Origin of the sequence: Clostridium zhoujianii (assembly GCF_051590805.1) — a bacterium.
GTDB lineage: Bacteria > Bacillota > Clostridia > Clostridiales > Clostridiaceae > Clostridium.
Window position 1 is genome coordinate 673,841 of the sequence record NZ_JBPUTF010000001.1, and the last position, 25,773, is coordinate 699,613.

The window sequence follows — 25,773 nt, forward strand, 5'->3', positions numbered from 1 at the left end:
ATATTAACTATTATATTATTCTTGTAGAAGTAAGAAATGAAAATACAGAAGTACGTTCAACAGTATTACCCCATACACGATCATAAATTTTACTTATCTGGTTTCCAATCAAGGGTGCAATCTTAAAGAGTCCAGGTACACATTTGTAGGATGCTACAACATAAAATATATTTGGTGAATCATTATTTTGATAAAGTTGTAAACCTGCATAATATTTACTGTATTTTGATAATAAATATTCATTAAGGTCTTTACTGAAGTCTATATAAGAGCACTCTAATCCTGGTTCAACCATAATTGTATTTACATTATATAATATATTTTTATTTTGCATGATAAAACACCTCTTAGAGAGTTTTGTATTATAATGTATAATATGTAGAATACAAATCCATTGTTCACAAAATAGTAGAAACTATACGCTTATTTACTTACGGTGCGGAGAATCGTATCATAAGTAAATAAGGCTTTAGTCTTAACCATTGAGATTACTTGGTTAAGGCTATTTTTTCTATCTAAAAATATCGTATCATAAGGAAGGTTATATTTATAAATTATGTTATAATAAATTTAAGCAATAGATAAATGGAAATTTAAGGGGCAACTGTATGGATAGTTATAAACGATTATTAAGCAAAGTAGAAGATTATATTGAAAATAATTTAGATAGACGAATTTCATTAAAAGAGCTGAGCGACCATGTATGCTTATCTGAATTTCATTTTCATAGAATATTTAAAGAGATGACATCAGAGACATTAAGCCAGTTTATTACTCGAATAAAAATGGAGAGGTCAGCTATATTTCTAAAAGTAAATTCTAATATAACTATTACAGAGATAGCTTATAGATATGACTATTGTGATACAAGTTCATATTGTCGTGCATTTAAAAAGCATTTTAAATGTACACCTAAGGAATTTAGAAACAGCAAGAAAATACAATCATGGAGTAAGTTAACCATGATAGACTAAATTCAAGGAGTGTGAAGAATATGAATGAACCTAATATAACAATTAAAGATATAGAAATGAAGATTATTTATATAAGATTTAGAGGGAGTTACATAGAGTTTAGACGAAATAGTCGTCGAATGTTTAATCAGCTATTTGCTTTTGCGACAAAGAATAATTTGATTAACCCAGAATTCACAAAAGTACTAACTATGTATAATGATAATCCTTTAATAACAGATGAAAAAAACTTAAGAACAAGTATCGCAATGACAGTGCCTAATGATATAGACATAATTGAAGAAGGTGAAATATGTGTATCAAAAATAACTGGTAGATTTGGGATAGGAAGCTTTAATATTTCACGTAATGAGTATGGAAAAGCATGGGGGGAAATGTATCAAGGATGGCTATTTAAAGGTGAGTACCAAGCGCGTGATGCTGTACCATTTGAACTTTATGTAACAGAACCACCTATGAACTCTAAGGATAAGAGTTTTACTGATATTTATATTCCAATTGAGTAAATCCATTTAGATTCATTAAAATAGGAAAGAATATAACAATAAAGTAGTAAATAGCAATATTAAAACGTCATTACTCATTAAGTATCACTTGCCTTCATAAAAGAGGTAAGTGATACTAGTAGCCCACTTTTAGCTATTAAATTGTACTTTGGAATTACACTATAATTATGTAGAATATATAGAAGAATAAAATGGAAAAACCTCATTTGGAATGATTACGGAGAAGGATATCATAAGTAAAAGGAGTTTGGAATTAAGATTATAAATGGTTTGAGGATAAATATTAAGTCAAAATAATTTAAATAAAAAAGTAGTATTAGGCAAGTTAGATAAAAGCCTACTACTACTTTTTACATTAATTCTAAAGTAAATAATGATTTAACTACTGATCATTTATTTTAACAGATCTAATATTTCCTCTTCTGGAAGTGAGGAGTCACATCGAACTTCTATTTCTCTATTTTTATTAACAATAAATCCAGGTACAGTTGCAATATTATACTTTTTTCTAAATGAGTTAAGTCCAGTATCTGAAAAGTTTTCACTATCTACATAGTAAATAGTTTGATTTATTTTAGCAGCTACTCCACTTAGTTTTTTAACAAACTTACGACAGTATGGACATGTTGCACGACCAATATAAATAACAGCTAATTCTTCATTAGCTAATAACTCATCTGCTTTTGTAGAAAGTACTTTTTCAAATGCAGTTATATTTTCTTCGTATATATCTATTTCAAACATATTTTCCTCCTAGTCTTTTGGAGTATTATACCAAAAAGGAAGTAAAACATCAAACCTGAATAAAGTTAAAAATAATCATTTGTTAAATTATAATAAAGTAAATTCTATCATTCTCTAAAAGAGTAGCTATGGTATTTAAAAATTGTAATAATAGTAAGTTTATGATATCGTATAATAAATTTAATTTCACATGGAAATGTTATAATTAAAAATATAGAAATTATATATTAAGAATATATATTATATATAGTAATAAAAGAGGAGCAAAATAGATGAATATAAATGAAATAATGGATGTTTTAAATTTTAGACATTCATGTAAAGAGTTTGATGTTAATAGGAAAATAAGTGAGGATGATTTTGAAGCAATACTTGAAGGGGGAAGACTTTCACCTAGTTCGATGGGAATAGAACCTTGGAAATTTATAGTTATAGAAAATCAAGAATTAAAAGATGAATTAGGAGCAGTGTGCTGGGGTGGAAAGGTACAAATGCCTACCTGCAGTCATTTAGTAATACTTTTAAGTAGAGCACCAAAAGAATTAAGATATGATTCAGACTATGTGGATTATTTATTAAGGGATATTAAGAATCTTCCAGAAGATAGTGCTGCTAAATTTAAAGATATGATGAAATCCTTAGAGGAAGTTCGCTTTAAAGAGGAGAAAGATATTGTTGCATATTCTTCAAATCAAGTATATATTGCTTTAGGCAATATGCTAACTGTTGCAGCTATCCTTGGAATAGATTCATGTGCTATTGGAGGTATTGATGGGGAAGCTGTGGAAAAAATATTAGTTCATCGAGGATTATTAAATAAGGAAAAGTTTAATATAACTGTATGTGCTGCCTTTGGATATAGGGTTAATGAATCAAGTGAAAAACAAAGACAGGTAATGGATGAAATAGTTACTTGGGTAAAATAATAAGTGAATAACTTCAAAGTAACTTATGTATTATATCTATTATTACAAGGGGATGAATTTATGGGAGAAAACTTACATCTTAATGCAGAAAGATTTAAAGGATTTGCTGATGTTTATGATAGTGCACGGCCTAAATGTCCAGAAAAGGTTCAATGGATAATTCTTAAATACTTAGAAAAAACACCATCACTTGTTGTAGATTTAGGCTGTGGCACAGGTCTTTCTACAAGAGTTTGGAGTGAGGTAGCTAATAAAGTCATAGGGATTGAGCCAAGTGCTGATATGATTAAAATAGCAAGAGAAAAGTCATTGAATTTAGATAATGTAGAATTTCTATCTGGATTTTCTGATAATACTGGATTAGAAGATAATTCAGCAGATATTATAACATGTTCTCAATCATTTCACTGGATGAATCCCGAAACCACTTTGAATGAAGTATCAAGAATATTAAAGAAAGGCGGTATCTTTGCAGTTTATGATTGTGACTGGCCACCTGTATGTAATTGGGAGGCAGAACTTGAATATAAGAAGCTTTTTAAAAAAGTAAATGAAATTGAGTCCACATATCCAGAGCTTAAAGAGAAATATTTTAGGTGGGATAAAAATAACCATCTTTCAAATATAAAAAATATGGGCAATTTCAGATATGTAAGAGAAATAATTTTTTCAAATACTGAAAGTTGTAATGCAGAAAGATTTATTAGAATTTCTTTAAGTCAAGGGGGGTTACAGGCTATTCTTAAAGCCAATATAGAAGAATTCAAACCTTTCTTTAATTCTTATAAAGAGAGGGTTATTGATATATTTGGGGATGATGAATTTGAAATAGACTTCTGTTATCGTATGCGCATTGGAGTTAAGTAGCTTAATAAAATAAGAAGCTATATCATGGTTAAGGTCATGATATAGCTTCTTATTTTATTAAGCATATGTTCTTTCATCAAAGCCCTTAAGGGTGAGAACTATGTTTAAGTTTCCATTCTTGCATCTTAAATCATCAATGAATTTCTTTTGATTTACATTTTCCTTTAGATTAATTATATAGCTTATTTCAAATAAAGCCCCAAAGTCCCTAGTTTTAACCTTTTCAATATACCAAGAATTTGTATAGTTGTTTAATAGATCTTCAAAGGCACCTTCATAGTTTAAATCCTCAGGAACTGTAATCTTAAGATGCATATTTTTAGTTTTAGGCATTGCAAATTTTGTTAGGTAAAGTACTATCATTACAGAACAAAGAATTAAAGTAAATATAACTGCATAACCAATGTATCCCATACCACAAGTTAAACCTACTGCTAAAGTAAAAAACACATAAGCAATATCCTTAGGATCTCCAGGCGCACTTCTGAAACGTATAAGAGAAAAGGCTCCAGCTAAGCTAAAGGCTCTTGCTACATTATTTCCTACAAGGAGAATAATAATAGAAATAATAACAGGCAACATTATAAGAGTTATTGGAAAGCTTGGACTATATCCTTCCTTTTTATGAGTATAGATATAGGCTAAACTAATAATTAAACCTAAAATAGTTGCTGCTCCTATGACTAATAGTGCATTTGTTAGGGTAAATGATTCCCCAGTTGTTGTTGATATTATTGTCTCTAACATATAATCTCTCTCCTTTTTACATCATTAGTATTTTGTTTATTTAGACAATACTCCATAAATTCATTACCATACTTAGAAAAATGGGTATTGTATATTGACAAATCAGAAAGGATTTTTGTAAACCATAGGGGAATAGAACCTAGAAACTTAACTTCCATTAAGTATCTATCTTCACCTAAGATATCTTTGCCAAAGAATCCTGATTCTAATGAAAGAAAACTTCGTCTTGTAATAATATTAGTATCAAAGGTTAATCTAAAATCTCTATCATCCTTACCAAAGTACGCACTTCTTGTATAACCAATGTACACCTTTGGAACCACATTATTTTGTTTTAAATAGTAAGCTATTTCATTAATAACCTGTTTATTTATAAAGTCATTAAAAACAGGAACATTACCAGATTCTAAAAAGTTATACGCATCCCTTAAGGAAAGTACAACTCTTCGTTTATTAACTATTCCATTAATTTTTTTCTTTAATTCTAAAAATACTTTATCATCTAAAGATTTTGGAATGTTATAGCTTCGGAGTCTTAGCTTTTCCTTATAGTAAGGCTTATTAATTGAATGTCTGATAACATCATTATTACAGGTATCATAATAAATATTATATATATTGTAAGTTTCACCATTCCTGCAATGTTCATCAGGCTCCATATATTCAAGCAATTTTGGAATAAGTGTTTTATATTGTTCTTCGCTTAATATGAATTTTTTTTCATATCTTTGAAAGGCTTTGATTGCCATTAAACTTCCTCCTTTACTTATATAACTTATACTTCATGTGGTAAGTATACAAAACGAAGCTTAAACAAAACTTAACTTAGATTTAACTAAGTGTTTTAGGGATAAGTTGACAATATAGAATACTATGTTAAAGGAATGCAAGGAGCTATTTCGCTAAAAAATAAGAGTGCAAGAACAGCTTGCTTGAGAAAAAGTAATGTTATGATTATGATAAAATTGTAAGTGACAGGAGGTAATAAATAATGGATTTTGGAAAACAAATAAAGCAACTTCGATTAGAAAGGAATCTAACACAAGAGCAAATGGCTAAGAAATTAAATATTTCAAGGCAAGCTATTTCAAATTGGGAAAATAATAAAAACTTACCTGATTTAGAAATGATAATAACAATTTCTAAGGTATTTTCTCTGTCACTTGATAAGTTGATTTTAGGAGGAGATAGTATGACTAATATGAGCGAAAAACTTATTAGAGATGGAAGCGAAACAAGGAGAGCAAAAATTAATTTAATTTCTTTAGGAATAGGAGCAATACTGTTGTGTATTGGGGTGGCTTGCATATTTCTTAAATCTGTATCTGTGGAGTATATAGATGCTGAAGGATTTTTACACGAAAACTTTTTCTTGCTACCAATAGGATTTTCATTTATATTTAGTAGTCTTGTTACTTTTTCTGTTGTGGGAATAAAAAGTATTATAGATAGAATAAAAAATAAATAAATAATCAAACAAAACAATAAAGGATGATTTCTATATTATTTAGGAGTCATCTTTTTAGATTCTACTGATATCTATGATTATTAAACTTTTATTTAACTAAGTATTTTGTGGACAAGTTGACAATGAAGAGAATAAAGCATATAATAGTATTATAAATAAATATGCCTCGGTAGGTGAGGTTACTACAAGGATACGGGTCGCTGCCGTAAAAAGATGGAAACATTTTTAACTGGTTAGCAGGTTTTACCGAACAAAGAAGGTTTAACTTAATGCGATTTCATTGCCTTGCAGAGCCAAAACTTGAACGAGAAAGTTTAATTAGTTAATTATGCCTTCGTCGAGTTTAAGTTTGACGAAGGCTTTTTATATTTATTAATTATTATGTATATAAACAAATCAGGAGGTGAAAAATAATGGAATCTGGAAGTGAAAGTACAGACAGTGGAAGAAGTTTGAGTAAAGAAGATGGGGATGTAGTTAAGCGGAGGAGGTCATTCTTTTTCACTTTAACATATCAAAAACAAATCTATTTTTGCATCTAATATTTCTTTCACTCTCAAAGTTACTAAATTTTCAAATTCAAAGCTTAATTTAGTTGGTTAAAAATAGAAGATTTTTAGCCTTAGTTTCCTATTATCTTTTTTAAGAAAATAGGAAATAAAAAACTATTTAGTAATGGAGGCGTAGATATGTTGAAAGAAAAATCACTAACAAAAAATCTAATTAATTATGGAAAAATGAATATTGAGGAGTTATATAAAGAATTTTTAACTAATATAGAAGGTATCTCTAATAATGAGGCAAAGGAAAGAATAGAGAAGTATGGCTACAATGAGGTAGTTCATGAAAAAGCAAAACCTTGGTATGTTAAGTTAATAATGTCTTTTATTAATCCTTTTAATTTGGTATTAATTACTTTAGCTATAGTTTCAACTTTTACAGATGTAATTTTAGCATCCAAAGAAGATAGGAGTTTCATGACAGTAGCTATTATCTTGATTATGGTAACTATAAGTGCAGTATTACAGTTTATACAAGAACGTAAATCAGAGGAAGCAACTAGTAAATTAAAGGCTATGGTAAAAACAACAGTAGCTGTAAAAAGAGAAAATGAAGATGTAGAAGAAATTGATATGATTGAGGTAGTACCAGGGGATATAGTACATCTATCAGCAGGTGATATGATTCCAGCTGATATGAGAGTGATATCTTGTAAGGATCTTTTTGTGAGTCAATCAAGTTTAACAGGAGAGTCTGAACCAGTTGAAAAGTTCCCTACTTTAAATGATAGAGACAGGGGAATATCCATATCAGATTTAGATAATATTTTATTACTAGGTACAACTATTATTAGTGGAAGTGCTATAGGTGTAGTTTTATCAACAGGAAATGAAACTTATTTTGGTAATATTGCAACTGAAATTGTTAATAAGAAGGAAGTGACAAGCTTTGAAAAGGGTGTATCAAAGGTAAGTATGCTTCTTATAAGATTTATGATGGTAATGGTTCCAATAGTATTTGTAATTAACGGCATAACTAAGGGTAATTGGCTTCAAGCATTTTTATTTGCAATTTCTATAGCAGTCGGACTTACACCTGAAATGTTGCCAATGATAGTAACTACAAACTTGGCAAAGGGTGCAGTAGCTATGGCAAAGAAAAAAACAGTAGTTAAGAAGTTAGATGCAATTCAAAATTTTGGAGCAATGGATATACTATGTACTGATAAAACTGGTACATTGACATTAGATAAAATAGTTGTTGAAAGACACCTAAATATTAATGGAGAAGAGGATTTAAGAGTTCTAAGACATGCTTATTTAAATAGTTATTATCAAACAGGTTTGAAAAATTTAATGGATATAGCAATTCTAGACTTTGGAAAAAATCTGGGTTGTGATAAGGATATAAAGTTATATGAGAAGGTTGATGAGATTCCTTTCGATTTCTCAAGAAGAAGAATGTCTGTAGTTTTGAGAAATGTAGATGGGAAGAGACAACTAGTTACTAAGGGGGCAGTAGAGGAAATGATTCATGTTTGTTCCTATGCCGAGGTTAATAATGAGGTAGTTGAGCTTACAGAGGAACTAAAGAAAAAAGTACTAGAAATGGTAACAAAGCTAAATACCGAAGGTATGAGAGTTATAGGGGTAGCACAAAAAAATGAAATACCTGATGAGTATTCCTTTGGAGTTAATGATGAAATAAATATGGTATTAATGGGATATGTTGCTTTCTTAGATCCACCAAAGGAATCTGCAAAAGAAGCTCTTAGAGCATTAAAGGAAAGTGGAGTAGAAGTAAAGATATTAACAGGAGATAATGATGCTGTAACAAAGAAGGTATGTAGTGAAGTGGGTATAGAAGTAAGAGATATCCTACTTGGTGGAAATGTTGATACTATGACTGATGAGGAATTATCTTTAGTTGTTGAAGAGGTAAATGTTTTTGCAAAGCTATCACCACTACAAAAGTCTAGAATTATAAAGATACTTCAAGAAAAAGGGCATGTTGTAGGTTTTATGGGAGATGGAATAAATGATGCAGCAGCATTAAAACAATCTGATGTTGGAATTTCTGTTGATACAGCTGTTGATATAGCAAAGGAATCAGCTGATATTATATTACTCGAAAAAAGTTTAATGGTCTTAGAAGAGGGAGTTCTTGAGGGAAGAAGAGTATTTGGTAATATTATTAAATATATAAAGATGACAGCAAGTTCAAACTTTGGAAATGTATTTTCAGTATTGATAGCAAGTGCTTTTTTACCATTTATGCCAATGGTTCCAATACAACTTTTAGTACAAAATTTACTATATGATTTTTCGCAATTAGCAATTCCATGGGATTCAATGGATAAGGAATATTTAAATAAGCCAAGAAAATGGGATGCAAGTGATATAGGTAGATTTATGGTATGTTTAGGTCCTATAAGTTCTATATTTGATATTATGACCTTTGGAGTAATGTGGTTTATATTTGGAGCTAATTCAATAGAATCACAAGGTTTGTTCCAAACTGGATGGTTCGTAATGGGATTGTTATCACAAACTTTAGTAGTTCATATGATTAGAACAGAGAAGGTTCCATTTTTACAAAGTAGAGCTACTAGACCTGTAATAATATTAACCAGCCTAATTATGATAATAGGTTTAGCTATGCCATTTACTACCTTTGGAAGATATCTTGGTTTTGAGGCTTTACCAGCAATGTATTTCTTAATACTAGCAGGATTATTACTAGGATATTGTGTATCAATTCAGGTAGTTAAGGGAATATATATTAAGAAGTTCAAATCCTGGTTATAAGAACGAACTATATTATACCAAATGAGGATAAGAATCGGGAATTATTTAATAAAAACGAAATTAATTTAAAAAAGACAAAAAAATATTCGTAAAACTATTGTAAAATGTCGAAAATTCGTTTATTATAGCTGTGGGGCAAATTTAATTAACGAAAGAGTGATTTTATGAAGAACTTATTTAAGCAAGATGGTTTATTAGATAACTATTTTGAATTATCAAAGAAGAATACAAATCCTAAGAGGGAAATGGTGGCAGGTCTTACTACTTTTATGACTATGGCCTATATACTGATAGTTAACCCATCAATATTATCAGCAGCAGGGATGGATCAAGGAGCTGTATTTACAGCAACAGCATTATCAGCTGTAGTTGCTACATTAGTAATGGGTCTATATGCTAAGTTACCATTTGCACAAGCTCCTGGAATGGGATTAAATGCCTTCTTCGCATTTACTGTAGTTCTTGGAATGGGCTACTCATATCAATTTGCTTTAACAGCAGTACTTTTAGAAGGTATTATATTTATATTACTAACATTATTTAATATACGTGAAGCTATTGTTGATTCAATACCAACAAATATTAAAAAGGCTATATCAGTTGGTATAGGATTATTTATTGCTTTAATAGGACTTGAAGGAGCAGGAGTAATTGTTCATCCAGAAGGTGGCGGAACTATTGTTGCTCTTGGAAATATAACAGAAGGTACAGCATTACTAGCTGTAATAGGTATTTTAGTTACTGGAATATTATTAGCTAGAAAAGTTAAAGGTGCTTTATTTATAGGTATGCTTATAACAGCTGTTATTGGAATTCCTATGGGAGTTACTCCAATACCAACTAGCATAGTTAGTGCACCACCATCAATTAGTTCAGTATTTTTACAATTTGAATGGACAAATATATTCACATTAGATATGGTAATAGTTCTATTTACACTACTATTTATGGACATGTTTGATACTATAGGAACTCTTGTAGGAGTTGCTACTAAGGCTAAGATGTTAGATGAAAACGGAAGAGTTCCAAATATTAAGAAAGCATTATTTGCAGATGCTGTTGGTACTACTTTTGGTGCTTGTGTTGGTACAAGTACAGTAAGTACTTTTGTAGAAAGTGCTTCAGGAGTTGCAGAGGGTGGTAGAACAGGTTTAACAGCTGTATCTACAGCAGTAATGTTTGCATTATCATTATTCTTTGCACCTATATTTGCATCAATTACACCAGCAGTTACTTGTTCAGCATTAGTACTTGTAGGGTTATTTATGATTGAGCCTATTAAGGAAATAGAACTAAATGATTTTACAGAAGCTATACCAGCATTCTTAACAATAATAATGATGCCACTAGCTTACAGTATATCTGACGGTATTGTATTTGGGGTTATTTCATATATAGTATTAAAACTAATATCAGGAAGACGAAAGGAAATAAGTATAACTACAGTTATTGTAGGACTTGTATTCTTGTTAAAGTTTCTAATTTAAAACAAAATATGCCAGTTTGAAAAAAATCCATCTACACATAATAATGTAGATGGATTTTTTATTTCTAATTATTTACTTTTAAAAGAAAAAAATCTATGTTAAACTAAAAAAAGCTAATTTTGTACTATGTAGTACAAAATTCCAAAGATAAAATAGGGAGGGTTAAGATGTTAGAACAAGAGAAAAAATTAAGATGGCATGACCTTGCATTAATGGCCTTTGTATCAGTTTGGGGCTTTGGTAATGTTGTAAATAATTTTGCAAACCAAGGACTAAAGGTTATCATATCCTGGATATTAATTATAGGACTTTATTTTGTGCCATATGCATTAATGGTTGGAGAATTAGGTTCTGTCTTTAAGGAAGGAAAGGCTGGAGTAAGTTCCTGGATTAGAGAAACAATGGGAGTACATTTAGCATACTTTGCTGGATGGACATATTGGGTAGTACATATACCTTATCTTGCTCAAAAGCCACAAGCAGTGCTTATTGCTTTAGGTTGGGCAATAAAAGGAGAAGGTACATTTATAAGTGAAATGAGTCCATTTCTAGCTCAAGGAATAACTTTATTAGTATTTTTAGTATTCCTATGGGTTGCATCTAGAGGTATAACATCTCTTAAAACTATAGGGAATATAGCAGGAACATCAATTTTTATTATGTCTATGCTTTATATTTTATTAGTTATTGCAGCACCAGCTATAAGAGGAACAGAAATTGCTACAACTAACATAAGTTTTGAAACAGTAGTTCCAAAATTTGATTTTACATACTTTACCACTATTTCAATGCTAGTATTTGCAGTAGGTGGAGCTGAAAAGATATCACCTTATGTAAATAATACAAAGAATCCAAGTAAAGAGTTTCCTAAGGGAATGATAGCACTCGCTATAATGGTTGCAATTTCAGCAATACTTGGATCAGTAGCTATGGGAATGATGTTTGATGCTAATAATATACCAAAAGATCTTATGATGAATGGGCAATATTATGCATTTAAAATGTTAGGTGAGTATTATGGATTAGGTAATATATTATTAATTATATATGCATTAGCTAATATGACTGCTCAAATATCAGCACTTGTATTTTCAATAGATGCGCCACTAAAGGTATTACTTGCAGATACAGATGATAACTTTGTACCAAAGTCATTAACTAAGACTAATAAGCATGGAGCACCTGTTAATGGATATATTATGACAGCAATTCTAGTTGGAATACTTATAATAGTACCAGCTTTAGGTATAGGTAATATGAATGATCTGTATAACTGGTTATTAAAGCTAAATTCTGTTGTTATGCCAATGAGATACTTATGGGTATTCCTAGCATTTATAGCTTTAAAGAAGGCTGGGGATAAATATCATTCAGATTATAAATTCCTAAAGAATGATAAGTTTGCTTATGGAGTTGGTGTGTGGTGCTTTGCATTTACAGCTATTGCCTGCATTATGGGTATGTTCCCTTCTGGTATAGAAACTTATTCAGCAGAATGGTGGTTCCAAGTTTCTTTAAATATAGCAACACCATTTATCCTTTTAGGTTTAGGGTTAATCTTACCTAGACTTGCAAAGAAAAATAAATTAAAATCTTAATAAGAAAAGATTAGTAGCTTATAGTTACTAATCTTTTTAAAATTGTGATTAAATTAATATAATCTTAAGGTTTGAGTCTTTATTCATTTAAAGGTTAATTGTATAATAGTAGTAACAAATGAAAAACTAAAATGTAAACAGAGGTATTGATTATGAATAAAAGTACATTAAAAACAATTCTGTATGTTGTAGCAGGATTAATAATATTCTCAGCTGTAGTATCATTATTTCTAAGTTTATTACCTTTCTTAATAGGTGGAGGAATAATTATCTATTTAGGAATGAAAGTATATGGTTACTTTAGTAGTAAAAAATCAGCTAAAGAAAGTAGTTATGGAACAAGTACATATAGCTACACAAGTGAAGAAATTTATAGAAATGATACTGTAGATACTAGTGAAGTTATAGATGTAGACTATAAAGAAGTAGATTAATAACAGGACTGTGGAAAACCACAGTTCTTTTTTATAGGGGGATACTAAATTATGAATATAAGAAAGCTTAAAATTTTTTATGCTACTGCAACAAGTTTAAATATGACTAAGGTTGCTAAGGAACTATATATAAGTCAACCATCAGTAAGTCAAGCAATACATGAAATAGAAGAAGAGGTAGGGGCAACATTATTTGATAGAATAGGTAAAAGAATATACTTAACAAATGAGGGAGAAGTATACTTAAACTATGTGAGAAGAGTTTTGAACTTATATGAAGAAGCAACAGAGAAGGTTAAGGAAATAGCAAATAAAGAGGTTGGGAAGATAAGAATAGGGGCTAGTACAACTATAGGTATATATATATTGCCAGATATAATTAGGGATTTTGTTGAAGAATACAAGGGGATAGAGATATCTTTAATTATAGAAAATACTGCTAATATAGAAAAGCTAATACTAGAGAATAAAGTTGACTTTGCCTTTGTTGAGGGAAGAATTCATTCAGAAGAAATAAAGACTGAAATTATATGGAAGGATGAAATAGTATTTATCAGTAGTGATAATCATCCCTGGAGTGGAAAAGAGACAATTACACCTAAGGACTTAGAAAAGCAGAAGCTTATAATGAGGGAAGAGGGTAGTGGTACTAGAGAAATAGTAGAAGGATATTTAAGAGACAAAGGTGTTAACTTTAAGATATTTATGGAGTTAGGTAATACAGAGGCTATTAAAAAAAGTGTTGAGGCTAAACTTGGTGTTGGATGTTTATCTATAAGATGTGTACAGGATAGAATAGAAAAGGGAAAGTTACATGCAGTACGATTGAATAAAGGGAAAATACAAAGAGATTTACTACTAATTATTCATAAAGATAAATTTATAAATAATAACATGAAAGAATTTATAAATTTCACTAATAGGTAAATACCTATTTAAATAATACAAATTAAGTATTTTACCTTTAAGAAGTATGGATTTATAATTATCTCGAATACTAAAGAGGTTGAGGTGATTATATGAAAAAAATAAAAGATATTATACCTGGATTTGTGATATGTCTATTAATAGCTTTGGTAGGTAAATGGTTAGCTTTAATATTTCCAAGTTTAGGAGCAGCAACTTTTGCAATTATACTAGGTATTATAGCTGGTAATACAATATTTAATAAAGAAGTGTATGATAAGGGGAGTAAGTTTTCAGAAAGCGAACTTTTAGCATATTCAATTGTTTTAATGGGGGCAACCTTAAATTTAAGTGATGTTGGATCAGTAGGAGTAAAAGGTGTATTATTTATAGTGTTACAAATGTCATTAACAATAATTGCTACATATATAATAGGAAGAAAACTGAAATTTAATAAAAAGTTTAGCCTATTAATGTGTGCAGGGAATTCTGTATGTGGATCATCAGCAGTAGGGGCAGTAGCACCAGTAGTTCATGCTGATTCAAAGGATAAGGGTATTTCAATTACTATGGTAAATGTAACAGGAACCTTTTTAATGTTTATTCTACCATTAATAGCAGGTCTTATTTATAACCATGAAACAACAAAGACTTCAGCCCTTATGGGAGGAATATTACAATCTGTAGGGCAAGTTATAGCATCAGCTAAATTTGTTAACGATAGCGTAGTAGAGATGGCTACTATATTTAAGATAATAAGAATTATATTTATTGTTGGAGTAGTTCTTATATTTTCAAAGCTGAATTGCAAAGAAAATGAAGGGTTATTTAAAAAAGATAAAAATGTAGCTAATAACAAGGTAAAAGTAAGAGTCCCTTGGTATATAATAGGATTCTTTATATTTAGTATTATTAATAGTTTTGGTCTAATACCTGAGAGTTTATCTGATCTGGCACATTTTATTAGTGGTCAGTTTGAAATAATTGCTTTGGCAGCTATAGGAATGAGGGTCAAATTTAGAGACTTGATGGATGAAGGACCAAAGGCTATGTTATATGGAACTCTAGTTGGTATAAGCCAAATAATCTTTGCATTAATTTTAATAAAGACTTTAATAGCATAAATGGAATATAAATTGGCTCCCTTATAGTAAGGGAGCTTTTTATTTTTTTATTAGAGGAGTTATAGAAAATTTTAAGGGATGGTCATTATGAAGCTTGTCATACAATATATTACATAATATGTATTAAATGTAGTATAATGCATTTATATTACTTAAGATAAGCGGGGGTAAGTAAATGGTTAATGGGTTAAGAGGTAAAGTAAATCAATTAAAAGAAAAAGTGAACATAAAGAATACTCTTAAGGTAAGTAGAGAAGAATTGGAGAAGGAAAGAATTAGATTATTTCAAATACGCTATGATTTACGCGAGGAAGTTAAAGATAAAGAAAAGGGTATTAATGAATTAAAGGAGATATCACTAAATACCTTGCTTTTAACAATAAAAGGTGAGAAGGTTAAAAGAATAGAAAAGGAAGAAGAGGATTACTTTAATGTTAAAGCTAAGTGCGATGAAATTGAGAAGGAATATAATGAAGTAAAGGATAAAGTTGAGGCTTTAGATATTAAAATAGAGGAATTAAAAGAGGTAGCAGAAGAGTATGAAGAAGCTTATGAGGAAATAAAATCACTATATTTAAATTCACCATCTTTTGAAGGGTATGATCAGTTAGTAGAATTAAATTCTAAAGAGGAAAAGTTAGTTATAGAGCTAAATAATTTAGATAAAACTGTAGTAGCTGTAGAAGATTTATTAAGTGATGTTAACAAAGCCTTATCTGCCATTGGTGATGCAAGGGGATGGGGTGTTTTAGATATGATGAATAGAGGCAATATACTAGCATATGCAGCAAAATATGGAAGTATATATGATGCTCAAGTTCTAGTAAATAAAATTAAGAAAAGTATCAAAAACTTTGAGGATAATTTTAAGGATATGGAATTGCCAAATATTAAAGGGGATAATGCAACTTTTCTATGGGATGTGTTAACCGATGTTTTTATAAATGATCTAGCTGTTCAAGTAGACATATGTAACTTTCAGACCAAGCTTAGATATGTCCGAAAAGAAATAAGAGAGTATTTTAAAGATATAAATGAAGTTAGAGATAAGGAAATTGTAGAGATTGAGAGTATTAATAATAAAATTAAAGATATAATAGGTGTTATGTAAGGAATGAAAATACAACTTAGAAGGGGAAATGAAGGATTTGGATTGTATAAATTCATATTAATTGCATAAGTGGTGGATATAATGTATAATATTCCTATAAAATGAAAGGTCTAATATAAAAAGGGGGCAAAAATTAATGGCAAAGATAAAGATGACAACTCCATTAGTTGAAATGGATGGAGATGAAATGACTAGAGTACTATGGAGCATGATAAAGGATGAATTATTAACTCCATTTATAGAACTAAACACAGAGTATTATGATTTAGGATTAGAATACAGAAATAAGACAAATGACCAAGTTACAGTTGATTCAGCAGAGGCAATTAAGAAGTATGGTGTTGGGGTTAAATGTGCTACAATTACGCCTAATGCAGCTAGAATGGAAGAGTATGATTTAAAAGAAATGTGGAAGAGTCCTAATGGTACTATAAGAGCAATCTTAGACGGTACAGTATTTAGAGCTCCAATAACAGTTGATCCAGTTAAACCATTGGTTGGTAACTGGAAGAAACCAATAACAATAGCTAGGCATGCTTACGGTGATGTATATCGTGATGTAGAGATGAAGATTGAAGGTAAGGGTAAATGTGAGCTTGTTTTCACTTCAGAAACTGGTGAAGAGAAGAGAGAATTAATACATAACTTTACAGGTGATGGAGTAGTTCTTGGGATGCACAATTTAAATAAGTCAATTGAAAGCTTTGCTAGAAGTTGCTTTAACTTTGCCTTAGATATAAAGCAAGACTTATGGTTTGCTACTAAGGATACAATATCAAAGAAGTATGACCATACATTTAAGGATATATTCCAAGATATCTTTGATGCAGAATATAAAGAAAAATTCGACGAAGCTGGAATAGAATATTTCTATACATTAATTGATGATGCAGTTGCTAGAGTTATGAAGTCAGAAGGTGGAATGATTTGGGCTTGTAAGAATTATGATGGAGATGTTATGAGTGATATGGTAGCTACTGCTTTTGGGTCATTAGCGATGATGACATCAGTATTAGTGTCACCAGAAGGAAATTATGAATATGAAGCAGCTCATGGAACTGTTCAAAGACATTACTATAAGCACTTAAAGGGTGAAGAAACATCAACAAATTCTATTGCTACTATATTTGCTTGGAGTGGAGCTCTTAGAAAAAGAGGGGAACTTGATGGAAATAATGAATTGGTAGAATTTGCAAATAACCTTGAAAAAGCATCTATTCAAACTCTTGAAGAGGGTGTAATGACTAAGGATTTAGCTTTAATAGCTGATTTAGAAAATATTAAGGTTGCTAATAGTTTTGAGTTTATTAAGGAAATTAGAGCAAGACTGGAAAAGTTAGTTTAATAATAAAAAGGCATGGTGAAATATTGAATTATTTCATCATGCCTTTCTTTAGGTATTATTTACCCTTTATAGTAAGAGCAACTATCTCAGGTTGATTAAATAACCTAAAGGGAAAAAGACTATTTCCAAGGCCTCTACTAACTATTAAGGTAGAGTTATTCAAAGTATGAGTTCCTTCGGTAAGTTTAGGGAAAAGTCCTTGACCAGGAGCTATTAAACCTTGATTAGTAAAGGGAATTCTAAATTGGCCACCATGAGCATGGCCAGAAAAAATAAAATCAAAATTAAATTTCGAATAGGTATCAAATAATTCTGGTCTATGAGACAGAAGAATATTTAAATTATTATTATCCATATCTTTAGTGATTTCTCTTAATTTATCTTCAAGAAAAATCTTATTAAGTTTACCATCATCTAATCCATAAATGTTAATAATAGTATCTTTAATAGAAAGTGTGGTATGTTCATCGTTCAAAACTGATACCCCAATATCTATAAGCTTGCTTTTAATTTCATATGCATTATTAGAATAGTACTCATGATTGCCAGTAACATAGTATACTGGATGATATTTAGTCAGCCCTTTCATTAGTTTATAGGAATGCTTATAGTTTTTTGAGGAACTGCGACCATCTATTAAATCACCAGTAAAAACTACAAGATCAGGATTAAAACCCTCTATCTTAGATAGGATGTAATTTTGATCCCTTCCAAAAGCTTTACAGTGAAGGTCAGATAAGTGTATAACTTTTATTTTTTGTGAAGTATGCAGTTTTTTGTTGGATAATTCAATATTTGTTATATCAACCTTTATATTTAGATAATTAAAAAAAAGTCTGCTGTTTTTATTCTTTTTAATTGAAAAAGTCATAAAATTAGCTCCTATTCAAAAAAATATTTATTTTAGTATTATATGGTAACAGCCTATATATCAAGGATAGAACAAAATTATACAAAAATAAATACAAAAAACAAAAATCCTTGAAATAAAAATGTTTACATTTAGATTAAAATCGTATACAATAAGTTTGTAGTAAGATTCAAGTATTTCTTTTGAGAAAGTTTTTTTAAATAAAATTTGTAAAAAAACTGTACAAAAAAGAAAAAAGATGCTACAATGTAAATGATAACAAGGATAAATTAGAAAAAACAAAATTAATCCAAGTAATAGGAATATTTTAAAAGAAAACTAATATTGTTATTATATAAATAATAATTAATTTGTAGATTAGTAATAGGAGGATATATTGAACATGAATAATGTATTAGTAATTTGTAAAGGTACAGGACAAGCTAAATCTTTCGAAAGAGTGATGGATGAGTATACAAAGAAAAATAATCTTCCAATCGAATGGATATATACAGATGATAAGGCTTATCTTGACATAATAGCTGAAAAAGAAGTTAAGATAGTTGTTATAACACCAGAAGTTATCTTAAGCGAAGCAAAGATAAAGGCAGAATTAGAAGGGAAGAATATTCCTTATATGGTATTAAAGCCAGCTGACTTTGGTCTTAAGAGAACAGAAAAATATATGCCAGAAATAGAGAAATATATTGATTAAGAATTAGGTGAGTAAAATGGGGGACATTATCTTCACTAGAGAAGAACAAGAATTATACAATTTTGCAGACTACAAGGTTTATGTAGATGGAAAAGAAGTAAATTCCCTAGTTAATGGCTCTAGAAAAGTAATTAGTTTAGAACCTGGAAAGCATGATGTTTTTGTTAAGGTAATGGGAGCAAAAAGTCCTACTAGACAGGTTAATATAAAGCCAAAAGAAACATTGAGATTGAGCTGCGGCTCAAAATTAACTGGATTTAAATATGCCTTTTCCTGGTTGTTTTTATTCAGTAAAAATAATATTTATTTAGAAGAAACTAGATAATAGTTCTAAATAAATAGTTGTAGTAATAAATATTACTATAATTGAAAAAACAAAGGGTTAGTTGTAAGCAAAGCTTACAAGGTTTACATTTAAGGATGTAAATGATTAATAAGTTATGTGTGATCTATGTGGAGAGCAAGGTGAGAAAAGGCACTTTTTAATCTTGAAGGAAGCGTGGACATTCATATAAATTAATATCATTATTAGGGGGGAACTAAAAATGAAGTTTATGGACAAACTTTCAGCAGCATTAGAAAAATATCTAATGCCAGTCGCATCATTTATTGGTGGACAAAAACATTTAATAGCCCTAAGAGACGGATTTATCGCATCTCTTACAGTATCAATGGCTGGTGCATTTGCATCAATGTTTAATAACGTTATTTTCAAGGCTGATTCACTTATTGGTAGAGAATTAGTTAAAATTGATTCATATAAAGAATCAGTTATGCCAGTCTTAGACAAATACGTTATACCATGTATGAACCAAGTTTGGTGGGGTACATTAGCAATTATATCATTATTCTTATTAATTACAGTTGCTTACTCATTAGCAAAATCATATGAAGTAGATGGATTAGCAGCAGCTTTAATATCTTTCGCTTCTTACTTTGTATTAATGAGAGATACAGCAGCAGGAGTATTCGGATTAAACCCAGACACTGGTGCTTATGAAGCAGGTGGATGGGGACTAATTAGCTGGGGTGTTACAAACTCAAACGCAATGTTTGCTTGTATCATAGTAGCTTTAGTTTCAACTCAATTATTCGTTACTTTCACTAAAAAGGGCTGGACTATTAAAATGCCAGAACAAGTGCCACCAGCAGTATCAAAGGCTTTCGCAGCAGTACTTCCTGGTTGTGTAACATTATTCATCATGGGTGTTGTTTCAATCATCTTCATGAAGGGATTAGATTTATCATTCCCAGAAGCAGTTCAAAAATGGGTACAAGATCCATTAATGAAATTTGGACAATCTCCAGCAACATATATCGGATTAATATTCCTTGCTCAATTATTATGGTTCTTCGGTCTTCACGGATCAAACATGATAGACCCTGCAATGAACACATTATACAAACCAGCTCTATATGATAATATAGACAAGGTTAACCAAGGTTTAGAACCTCAATTTGCATTAACAAGAAACTTCTTAGACGTATATGCAATGCCAGGTGGATCAGGTGGTACATTAGCATTACTAATCGCTATATTCATATTCTCAAAGAGACAAGAATCAAGAGAACTTGCTAAATTAGCTATAGCTCCTGGTATCTTCCAAATTAACGAACCAGTTATCTTTGGATTACCAATAGTATTAAATGTATCTTACTTTATACCATTCGTATTAATTCCACCAATAATGACATTTATAGCGTGGATATTTACAGCAGTAATTCCATTCGCAGACTACCTATGTGTAGAAGCTCCTTGGGTTACTCCTCCAGTATTATCAGCATTCTTAGGAACAGCTGGAGACTGGAAAGCAACAGTACTTGCAGCAGCATTACTTGTTCTTGCAATAGTACTTTGGGCTCCATTCGTAATCGCAGCAAACAAAATGGGCGATGCACAAGACGCTTAATAAATAAGTATAATAGTTTAAATTTTGAATGCATAAGCCCTTGGCTTATGCATTCTTTATAAGTTATAATAAATACAAAAAGTATTTAGACATGAATGGAGGTAGTATTTTGGCCTTTTTAAATTCAGTGGTATTAGATTACCCAGTAGAAGAAGTCTTTAGAATATTTATAAGAACAGCAAAAAGGGATTTCCCTAAATTTAATGAAAATAATCCAGTAGGTTGTAAGGTTTCTAAGAAGGTTGGAGCTTATTCAGCACAATCAGCAACATTAGAAGTTGAGATAACAGGATTTAAGAAAAATGAATTATATCAAATTACTAGCACAAGTAGTAGTGCTATATATATTTCAACATATGATTTTGAAGTAGTAGATGATAATTCAACTAGAATTACATTAACTGAGGAAGACAAGAAACCAGGATTTTTCCCAGGATTTAATACATTAATTCAAAACATAGCTTTTAAAGGCAGAGTAAAAAGAAGATTTGCTTACTTTGTAGATAGCCTTGAAAAGGAAATAGAAACATATAGATCTAAGGTAGAGAAGAATTCTAAGACTAAATCAGACGAGGAAAGTAAGGTAAAGGCTAAAGCAGAGGCTAAGGCAGCAAAAGAAGCAGCAAAAAGAGCTGAAGAAGAAGCAAAGGCAGCAAAGCTTGCAGCAGCTAAGGCAATTTCTGAAGCAAGAGTAGCAGCGGAGCAAGCAGAGAAGGCAGCTAAGGAAGCAGAAGCGAAAGCTAAAAGCTTCGAAGACGAATTAGAGGATGAGGCAGTTAGTGAAGCGGTAGCGGAAATAACAACAGATGCTATTGTTAACGAAGAAAAAGAAAATAATTAAAGATGATTATATCAAGGCAACGTTTTTACGTTGCTTTTTTTACTTTGTAGTAAATTATAATACTTATTTAAATTGTGATAACTTTTGGTAATGCTTATGTTATTAAAGCTAATCTATGGAAGTAAAAATTTAAAATATCTTGTAAGGTAAAAGAGTAAGATATATAATGGATTTTTAGAAACATAAGAAAAAGAGGTGTTAATGTGTACAAATTACTAGAGACACTTGTAGAAAAAAACAGGGTACATGGACAGAAAGGTAAACTAGCATCTTATATTCCTGGATTACTTAAGGCAGATCCAAATGATTTGGGTATAGCAATAGTTGATTTACAGGGCCGTAAGTATTGTGCTGGAGAATGTGAAAAGAATTTTACAATACAAAGTATATCAAAGGTTGTAAGTTTAATACTTGCTCTTGGGGATAATGGTAGAGCCAATGTGTTTAAAAAGGTTAATGTTGAGCCAGCAGGTGAAGGTTTTAATAGCATAGTAGATCTAGAAATAAAGGATGAGGCAAGACCATATAATCCAATGATAAATGCTGGAGCTATAGCAACCACAGCATTAATATATGGGGAATCTGAAGAAGATAAATTTAATAGAATCCTTGAATTTATGAGGAAAGCTACAAATAATGATAATATTAAGATTAGTGAAGAAGTTTATATTTCAGAAAAACTAACAGGAGATAGAAATAGGGCATTAGCATACTTTATGAAAAGTAATGGGATGTTAGAAGGTAATGTAGAAGAGATTCTTGATTTATATTTTAGACAATGTTCTATAGAGGCAAATGCAGTTGATCTTGCAATGTTTGGATCAGTGTTATCAAATGATGGAGTAACTCCTTGGAGTAATGAGAGATTAATGTCTAGGGAAACCTGTAGAATAGTAAAAACTATTATGGTTACTTGTGGGATGTATGATGCATCAGGTGAATTTGCGGTACATATTGGAATACCAGCTAAAAGCGGAGTTGGTGGTGGGATACTAGCAACTGTTCCAAGAAAAATGGGTATAGGAGTATATGGACCAGCCCTTGATGCGAAAGGGAATAGTTTAGCTGGATTGCAATTACTACAAGATTTATCAGAGGAGTTAGATTTAAGTATATTCTAAAATACTGTATTATTTATTAAATATTGGGTAGCTTTATAAATGAATGTTATAAATATCTACATAAAGGTATTTTTAATTAAAACATATATATAATGATTTTACCTATAAAAAATAGTATAATTAATATACACAGACTATGTAGCTTGCCTCAGGGCAAGCTATTATTGAAATAGGAGGAATTATGGAAAGATTACTGATTTTGGATTCAAACTCTCTTATGAATAGAGCATTTTATGCCCTACCTCCACTTACAAATAGTGAGGGAATTCATACGAATGCAGTATATGGATTTACAAACATGCTATTAAAAATGAAAGAAGAGATTAAGCCAGATTACATAGTAGCAACTTTTGATAAGAAGGCACCTACTTTTAGACATAAAGAATTTGAGGATTATAAAGCTGGTAGAAAGAAGATGCCACCAGAGCTTGGTGAGCAATTTCCAATAATAAAAGAATTATTAGGATTATTAGGAATAAGTATATATGAAATAGAAGGTTTTGAAGCAGATGATATTATAGGAACATTAGCTAAACTCTCTGAGAAAAATAATATCGAAGTATTTATAGTTACAGGAGATAAGGATGCTCTGCAATTAGCATCAGAAAAAACTAATGTTGTAATTACTAAAAAAGGTGTTACAGAAACTGCAGTCTATAATGAAAAGGCTTTCCAAGAAGAATTTGGAGTTACACCAGTACAATTTATTGATGTAAAAGGGTTAATGGGAGACAAGTCTGATAATATACCAGGGGTACCAGGTATAGGTGAGAAGACAGCCTTTAAATTAATCCAAACTTATGGATCTATAGAAGAAGTTCTAAATAATATAGATAAAGTAAGTGGTAAAAAGTTAAAGGAGAATCTTGAGGAATATAAAGAGCAGGCAATATTCTCTAAGAAGTTAGCCACTATTATGACAGAGGTTCCAATAGATATAGATTTAGAAGAAATAAAGAATAGTGATAGCTATGACAAGGAAAAGGTAAAGAAATTATTATTTAAACTTCAAATGAAATCACTAATAGATAAATTTAGTGATGGAGATGAAGAAGTAGAAGATAATATATCAGTAGAAAGAGTTACAACTATTGAAGGAATGAGAAAGGCTTTTGCAGATGAAAAAGAAAAGTCTTATATAATCTATACAACTTTAAATTCTTCAGTATATTCTAAGATAGAATTAGATAAACTAATTTTAGGGGAAGAAAATAATGGAAAAGAGATATGTGTTAAAGAAATACTGGAAGAAGATAGAGAAGAAGGAATAAAAATATTAAAGACCTTCATGGAAGATGAAAGTATTAAGAAAATAATACATGATTGTAAGGAACTAATAACAGTTTTAAATAAGTTTGATATTCAAATAAAATCATTAGACTTTGATACTGCAATTGCTGCTTACATAATTGATTCTTCTAAGGGTAAGTATCCATTAAAGACTTTAGTTAATGAATATTTAGGGGAAGATCCTACTGGAGAAGCAGAGGACGCATCAATTAAATTAGCTTCTTATATGAAACCACTTTATGAAGAACTTAAAAGTAGAATAGAAAAAGATGGTATGGATGAGCTATTCTACAATATAGAGCTTCCTTTAGTATATGTATTATCTTCTATGGAAAGAGAAGGCTTCAATATTGATCAAGAAGTACTTGAAGAGCTTTCAAAGAAGTTTAAGGAAGAAATAGAGAAAACACAAAAGGAAATATACGAAATTTCAGAAGAAGAATTTAATATTAGCTCTCCTAAGCAATTAGGTAAGATACTATTTGAAAAATTAGATTTACCAGTAATAAAGAAAACTAAAACTGGCTATTCAACAAATGCAGAAGTATTAGAAAAGTTAGAGGATAAGCATTCTATAATACCTAAAATAACTTACTATAGACAAATTACAAAGCTTAATTCAACCTATGTTGAAGGGCTAAAGAATGTTATAGATAAGGATGGGCGCATTCACTCAAGCTTTAATCAAACAGTTACAACTACTGGGAGATTATCAAGTACAGAGCCTAACCTTCAAAATATACCTATAAAATATGAAATGGGTAGAGAGATAAGAAAGGTATTTGTGCCAAATGAAAAGGGGGATATTCTATTATCCTGTGACTACTCTCAAATTGAACTTAGAGTACTTGCACATATGGCAGGTGATGAGAATATGATAGATGCCTTTAAGCACCATAGTGATATTCATAGAAAGACAGCATCAGAAGTATTTAATGTACCACTTGATGAAGTAACATCAGTTATGAGAAGTAGAGCTAAGGCAGTAAACTTTGGTATAGTATATGGAATAAGTGATTTTTCGCTATCTCAAGACTTAAAAATTACTAAAAAAGAAGCTGGAGAATACATGGCCATATACTTCGAAAGATATCCAAAGATCAAGACCTATTTAGAGGATGTAGTGAATAAAGCTAAAGAAGATGGATATGTATTGACTATTCTTAATAGAAGAAGATTTATACCAGAGATTAAATCTTCTAATAAGATAGTAAAAGCCTTAGGAGATAGATTAGCTATGAATGCACCTATTCAAGGTAGTGCAGCAGATATAATAAAGATTGCTATGGTTAAGGTATTTAATAGATTAAAGGCTGAAAAGCTTAAAAGTAGTTTGATTCTTCAGGTTCACGATGAATTGATTTTAAATGTTAAACCAGAAGAAGAAGAAATAGTAAGAAATCTTGTTAAAGAAGAAATGGAAAATGCAGTGAGTTTACATGTGCCTATGGAAGTGGATGTAAACGAAGGATCTACTTGGTACGAAGCTAAGTAAGGAGGC

General features: G+C 30.4%; 24 protein-coding genes and 1 riboswitch. Of the genes, 19 read left to right on the plus strand and 5 right to left on the minus strand.

Going from position 1 to position 25,773, the window contains the following annotated elements; all coding sequences use genetic code 11:
* Nucleotides 1-10 precede the first annotated feature (10 nt).
* Entirely contained in the window at nucleotides 11-334 is a 324-nt protein-coding gene (locus ACSYT2_RS03050) for a hypothetical protein (protein WP_430857327.1), read from the minus strand.
* 274 nt (nucleotides 335-608) lie between these two features.
* Between ACSYT2_RS03050 and ACSYT2_RS03055 the strand changes: the two genes are divergently transcribed.
* Complete coding sequence (locus ACSYT2_RS03055; RefSeq protein ID WP_438383401.1) at nucleotides 609-974, plus strand: helix-turn-helix transcriptional regulator; 366 nt, start codon at nucleotides 609-611, stop codon at nucleotides 972-974.
* Nucleotides 975-994: 20 nt separating this feature from the next.
* Nucleotides 995-1,480, plus strand: coding sequence for an AraC family transcriptional regulator (locus tag ACSYT2_RS03060; RefSeq protein WP_438383403.1), 486 nt, complete (start codon nucleotides 995-997; stop codon nucleotides 1,478-1,480).
* Nucleotides 1,481-1,873: 393 nt separating this feature from the next.
* Here the strand turns inward: ACSYT2_RS03060 and ACSYT2_RS03065 are convergent, their stop codons facing one another.
* A complete protein-coding gene (locus ACSYT2_RS03065) occupies nucleotides 1,874-2,224 on the minus strand; it encodes a DUF6568 family protein (RefSeq protein WP_438383405.1) in 351 nt (116 codons plus the stop codon).
* Nucleotides 2,225-2,496: 272 nt separating this feature from the next.
* On the opposite strand from ACSYT2_RS03065, the gene ACSYT2_RS03070 reads away from it, so the two are divergent.
* Both ACSYT2_RS03070 and ACSYT2_RS03075 read left to right on the plus strand, forming a co-directional pair.
* Nucleotides 2,497-3,150: an NAD(P)H-dependent oxidoreductase gene (locus tag ACSYT2_RS03070; protein WP_438383407.1), complete on the plus strand. Its 654-nt coding sequence runs from the start codon at nucleotides 2,497-2,499 to the stop codon at nucleotides 3,148-3,150.
* Between the two features lie 60 nt (nucleotides 3,151-3,210).
* Nucleotides 3,211-4,017, plus strand: coding sequence for a class I SAM-dependent methyltransferase (locus ACSYT2_RS03075; RefSeq protein WP_438383408.1), 807 nt, complete (start codon nucleotides 3,211-3,213; stop codon nucleotides 4,015-4,017).
* A 57-nt stretch (nucleotides 4,018-4,074) separates the two neighbouring features.
* Here the strand turns inward: ACSYT2_RS03075 and ACSYT2_RS03080 are convergent, their stop codons facing one another.
* Both ACSYT2_RS03080 and ACSYT2_RS03085 read right to left on the minus strand, forming a co-directional pair.
* Nucleotides 4,075-4,764 (minus strand): DUF4956 domain-containing protein, encoded by a 690-nt coding sequence (locus tag ACSYT2_RS03080; protein WP_438383410.1) that lies wholly within the window; start codon nucleotides 4,762-4,764, stop codon nucleotides 4,075-4,077.
* Nucleotides 4,758-5,513 (minus strand): polyphosphate polymerase domain-containing protein, encoded by a 756-nt coding sequence (locus tag ACSYT2_RS03085; RefSeq protein ID WP_438383411.1) that lies wholly within the window; start codon nucleotides 5,511-5,513, stop codon nucleotides 4,758-4,760. Before ACSYT2_RS03085 ends, ACSYT2_RS03080 begins: the two co-directional genes overlap by 7 nt.
* A 242-nt stretch (nucleotides 5,514-5,755) precedes the next feature.
* Between ACSYT2_RS03085 and ACSYT2_RS03090 the strand changes: the two genes are divergently transcribed.
* From ACSYT2_RS03090 to ACSYT2_RS03130, 9 genes are all read left to right on the plus strand, one after another.
* On the plus strand, nucleotides 5,756-6,232 hold the full coding sequence (locus ACSYT2_RS03090; RefSeq protein ID WP_430857335.1) for a helix-turn-helix domain-containing protein: 477 nt from the start codon (nucleotides 5,756-5,758) through the stop codon (nucleotides 6,230-6,232).
* Between the two features lie 158 nt (nucleotides 6,233-6,390).
* Nucleotides 6,391-6,552: riboswitch (M-box (ykoK) riboswitch) on the plus strand.
* 369 nt (nucleotides 6,553-6,921) lie between these two features.
* Nucleotides 6,922-9,540 (plus strand): magnesium-translocating P-type ATPase, encoded by a 2,619-nt coding sequence (gene mgtA / locus ACSYT2_RS03095; RefSeq protein ID WP_438383413.1) that lies wholly within the window; start codon nucleotides 6,922-6,924, stop codon nucleotides 9,538-9,540.
* A 164-nt stretch (nucleotides 9,541-9,704) separates the two neighbouring features.
* Nucleotides 9,705-11,027, plus strand: a complete 1,323-nt coding sequence (locus ACSYT2_RS03100; RefSeq protein ID WP_438383415.1) for an NCS2 family permease — start codon at nucleotides 9,705-9,707, stop codon at nucleotides 11,025-11,027.
* Nucleotides 11,028-11,194: 167 nt separating this feature from the next.
* The gene (locus ACSYT2_RS03105) at nucleotides 11,195-12,625 is read left to right on the plus strand and encodes an amino acid permease (RefSeq protein ID WP_430857339.1); all 1,431 of its coding nucleotides are present in this window, start codon (nucleotides 11,195-11,197) and stop codon (nucleotides 12,623-12,625) included.
* A gap of 152 nt (nucleotides 12,626-12,777) precedes the next feature.
* Nucleotides 12,778-13,059: a hypothetical protein gene (locus ACSYT2_RS03110; protein ID WP_438383416.1), complete on the plus strand. Its 282-nt coding sequence runs from the start codon at nucleotides 12,778-12,780 to the stop codon at nucleotides 13,057-13,059.
* A 51-nt stretch (nucleotides 13,060-13,110) separates the two neighbouring features.
* On the plus strand, nucleotides 13,111-13,986 hold the full coding sequence (locus ACSYT2_RS03115) for a LysR family transcriptional regulator (protein WP_430857341.1): 876 nt from the start codon (nucleotides 13,111-13,113) through the stop codon (nucleotides 13,984-13,986).
* A 92-nt stretch (nucleotides 13,987-14,078) separates the two neighbouring features.
* Entirely contained in the window at nucleotides 14,079-15,089 is a 1,011-nt protein-coding gene (locus tag ACSYT2_RS03120) for a YeiH family protein (protein ID WP_438383419.1), read from the plus strand.
* A 175-nt stretch (nucleotides 15,090-15,264) separates the two neighbouring features.
* Entirely contained in the window at nucleotides 15,265-16,200 is a 936-nt protein-coding gene (locus ACSYT2_RS03125; protein WP_438383420.1) for a hypothetical protein, read from the plus strand.
* Nucleotides 16,201-16,336: 136 nt separating this feature from the next.
* A complete protein-coding gene (locus ACSYT2_RS03130; protein WP_430857344.1) occupies nucleotides 16,337-17,545 on the plus strand; it encodes an NADP-dependent isocitrate dehydrogenase in 1,209 nt (402 codons plus the stop codon).
* A 55-nt stretch (nucleotides 17,546-17,600) separates the two neighbouring features.
* Here the strand turns inward: ACSYT2_RS03130 and ACSYT2_RS03135 are convergent, their stop codons facing one another.
* Entirely contained in the window at nucleotides 17,601-18,416 is an 816-nt protein-coding gene (locus ACSYT2_RS03135) for a metallophosphoesterase (protein WP_438383422.1), read from the minus strand.
* Between the two features lie 382 nt (nucleotides 18,417-18,798).
* On the opposite strand from ACSYT2_RS03135, the gene ACSYT2_RS03140 reads away from it, so the two are divergent.
* The 6 genes from ACSYT2_RS03140 to polA all read left to right on the plus strand — a co-directional run bounded on the left by ACSYT2_RS03140 (nucleotide 18,799) and on the right by polA (nucleotide 25,767).
* Nucleotides 18,799-19,110 (plus strand): hypothetical protein, encoded by a 312-nt coding sequence (locus ACSYT2_RS03140; protein ID WP_430857346.1) that lies wholly within the window; start codon nucleotides 18,799-18,801, stop codon nucleotides 19,108-19,110.
* A 16-nt stretch (nucleotides 19,111-19,126) separates the two neighbouring features.
* Nucleotides 19,127-19,435, plus strand: a complete 309-nt coding sequence (locus ACSYT2_RS03145) for a hypothetical protein (RefSeq protein WP_438383424.1) — start codon at nucleotides 19,127-19,129, stop codon at nucleotides 19,433-19,435.
* A 220-nt stretch (nucleotides 19,436-19,655) separates the two neighbouring features.
* Nucleotides 19,656-21,020: a PTS sugar transporter subunit IIC gene (locus tag ACSYT2_RS03150; RefSeq protein ID WP_430857348.1), complete on the plus strand. Its 1,365-nt coding sequence runs from the start codon at nucleotides 19,656-19,658 to the stop codon at nucleotides 21,018-21,020.
* A gap of 109 nt (nucleotides 21,021-21,129) precedes the next feature.
* Nucleotides 21,130-21,861 carry a DUF3284 domain-containing protein gene (locus tag ACSYT2_RS03155; RefSeq protein ID WP_430857349.1) on the plus strand — a complete coding sequence of 244 codons (732 nt, stop codon included), beginning with the start codon at nucleotides 21,130-21,132 and terminating at the stop codon, nucleotides 21,859-21,861.
* A gap of 203 nt (nucleotides 21,862-22,064) precedes the next feature.
* Nucleotides 22,065-22,982, plus strand: coding sequence for a glutaminase A (gene glsA / locus ACSYT2_RS03160; protein WP_430857350.1), 918 nt, complete (start codon nucleotides 22,065-22,067; stop codon nucleotides 22,980-22,982).
* Between the two features lie 181 nt (nucleotides 22,983-23,163).
* Entirely contained in the window at nucleotides 23,164-25,767 is a 2,604-nt protein-coding gene (gene polA, locus ACSYT2_RS03165) for a DNA polymerase I (protein WP_438383425.1), read from the plus strand.
* Nucleotides 25,768-25,773: the final 6 nt, after the last annotated feature.

Excerpts from the sequence above, each read along its gene's own strand:
- ACSYT2_RS03080 (WP_438383410.1), bottom strand. The coding sequence starts at position 4,764 with ATGTTAGAGACAATAATATCAACAACAACTGGGGAATCATTTACCCTA.
- ACSYT2_RS03105 (WP_430857339.1), top strand. The coding sequence starts at position 11,195 with ATGTTAGAACAAGAGAAAAAATTAAGATGGCATGACCTTGCATTAATG.
- ACSYT2_RS03135 (WP_438383422.1), bottom strand. The coding sequence starts at position 18,416 with ATGACTTTTTCAATTAAAAAGAATAAAAACAGCAGACTTTTTTTTAAT.
- ACSYT2_RS03055 (WP_438383401.1), top strand. The coding sequence starts at position 609 with ATGGATAGTTATAAACGATTATTAAGCAAAGTAGAAGATTATATTGAA.
- ACSYT2_RS03110 (WP_438383416.1), top strand. The coding sequence starts at position 12,778 with ATGAATAAAAGTACATTAAAAACAATTCTGTATGTTGTAGCAGGATTA.
- polA (WP_438383425.1), top strand. The coding sequence starts at position 23,164 with ATGGAAAGATTACTGATTTTGGATTCAAACTCTCTTATGAATAGAGCA.
- ACSYT2_RS03100 (WP_438383415.1), top strand. The coding sequence starts at position 9,705 with ATGAAGAACTTATTTAAGCAAGATGGTTTATTAGATAACTATTTTGAA.
- ACSYT2_RS03090 (WP_430857335.1), top strand. The coding sequence starts at position 5,756 with ATGGATTTTGGAAAACAAATAAAGCAACTTCGATTAGAAAGGAATCTA.
- ACSYT2_RS03060 (WP_438383403.1), top strand. The coding sequence starts at position 995 with ATGAATGAACCTAATATAACAATTAAAGATATAGAAATGAAGATTATT.
- ACSYT2_RS03050 (WP_430857327.1), bottom strand. The coding sequence starts at position 334 with ATGCAAAATAAAAATATATTATATAATGTAAATACAATTATGGTTGAA.
- ACSYT2_RS03130 (WP_430857344.1), top strand. The coding sequence starts at position 16,337 with ATGGCAAAGATAAAGATGACAACTCCATTAGTTGAAATGGATGGAGAT.
- ACSYT2_RS03150 (WP_430857348.1), top strand. The coding sequence starts at position 19,656 with ATGAAGTTTATGGACAAACTTTCAGCAGCATTAGAAAAATATCTAATG.
- ACSYT2_RS03065 (WP_438383405.1), bottom strand. The coding sequence starts at position 2,224 with ATGTTTGAAATAGATATATACGAAGAAAATATAACTGCATTTGAAAAA.
- ACSYT2_RS03120 (WP_438383419.1), top strand. The coding sequence starts at position 14,079 with ATGAAAAAAATAAAAGATATTATACCTGGATTTGTGATATGTCTATTA.
- ACSYT2_RS03070 (WP_438383407.1), top strand. The coding sequence starts at position 2,497 with ATGAATATAAATGAAATAATGGATGTTTTAAATTTTAGACATTCATGT.
- ACSYT2_RS03085 (WP_438383411.1), bottom strand. The coding sequence starts at position 5,513 with ATGGCAATCAAAGCCTTTCAAAGATATGAAAAAAAATTCATATTAAGC.
- ACSYT2_RS03145 (WP_438383424.1), top strand. The coding sequence starts at position 19,127 with ATGGGGGACATTATCTTCACTAGAGAAGAACAAGAATTATACAATTTT.
- ACSYT2_RS03115 (WP_430857341.1), top strand. The coding sequence starts at position 13,111 with ATGAATATAAGAAAGCTTAAAATTTTTTATGCTACTGCAACAAGTTTA.
- mgtA (WP_438383413.1), top strand. The coding sequence starts at position 6,922 with ATGTTGAAAGAAAAATCACTAACAAAAAATCTAATTAATTATGGAAAA.
- ACSYT2_RS03075 (WP_438383408.1), top strand. The coding sequence starts at position 3,211 with ATGGGAGAAAACTTACATCTTAATGCAGAAAGATTTAAAGGATTTGCT.
- ACSYT2_RS03140 (WP_430857346.1), top strand. The coding sequence starts at position 18,799 with ATGAATAATGTATTAGTAATTTGTAAAGGTACAGGACAAGCTAAATCT.
- ACSYT2_RS03125 (WP_438383420.1), top strand. The coding sequence starts at position 15,265 with ATGGTTAATGGGTTAAGAGGTAAAGTAAATCAATTAAAAGAAAAAGTG.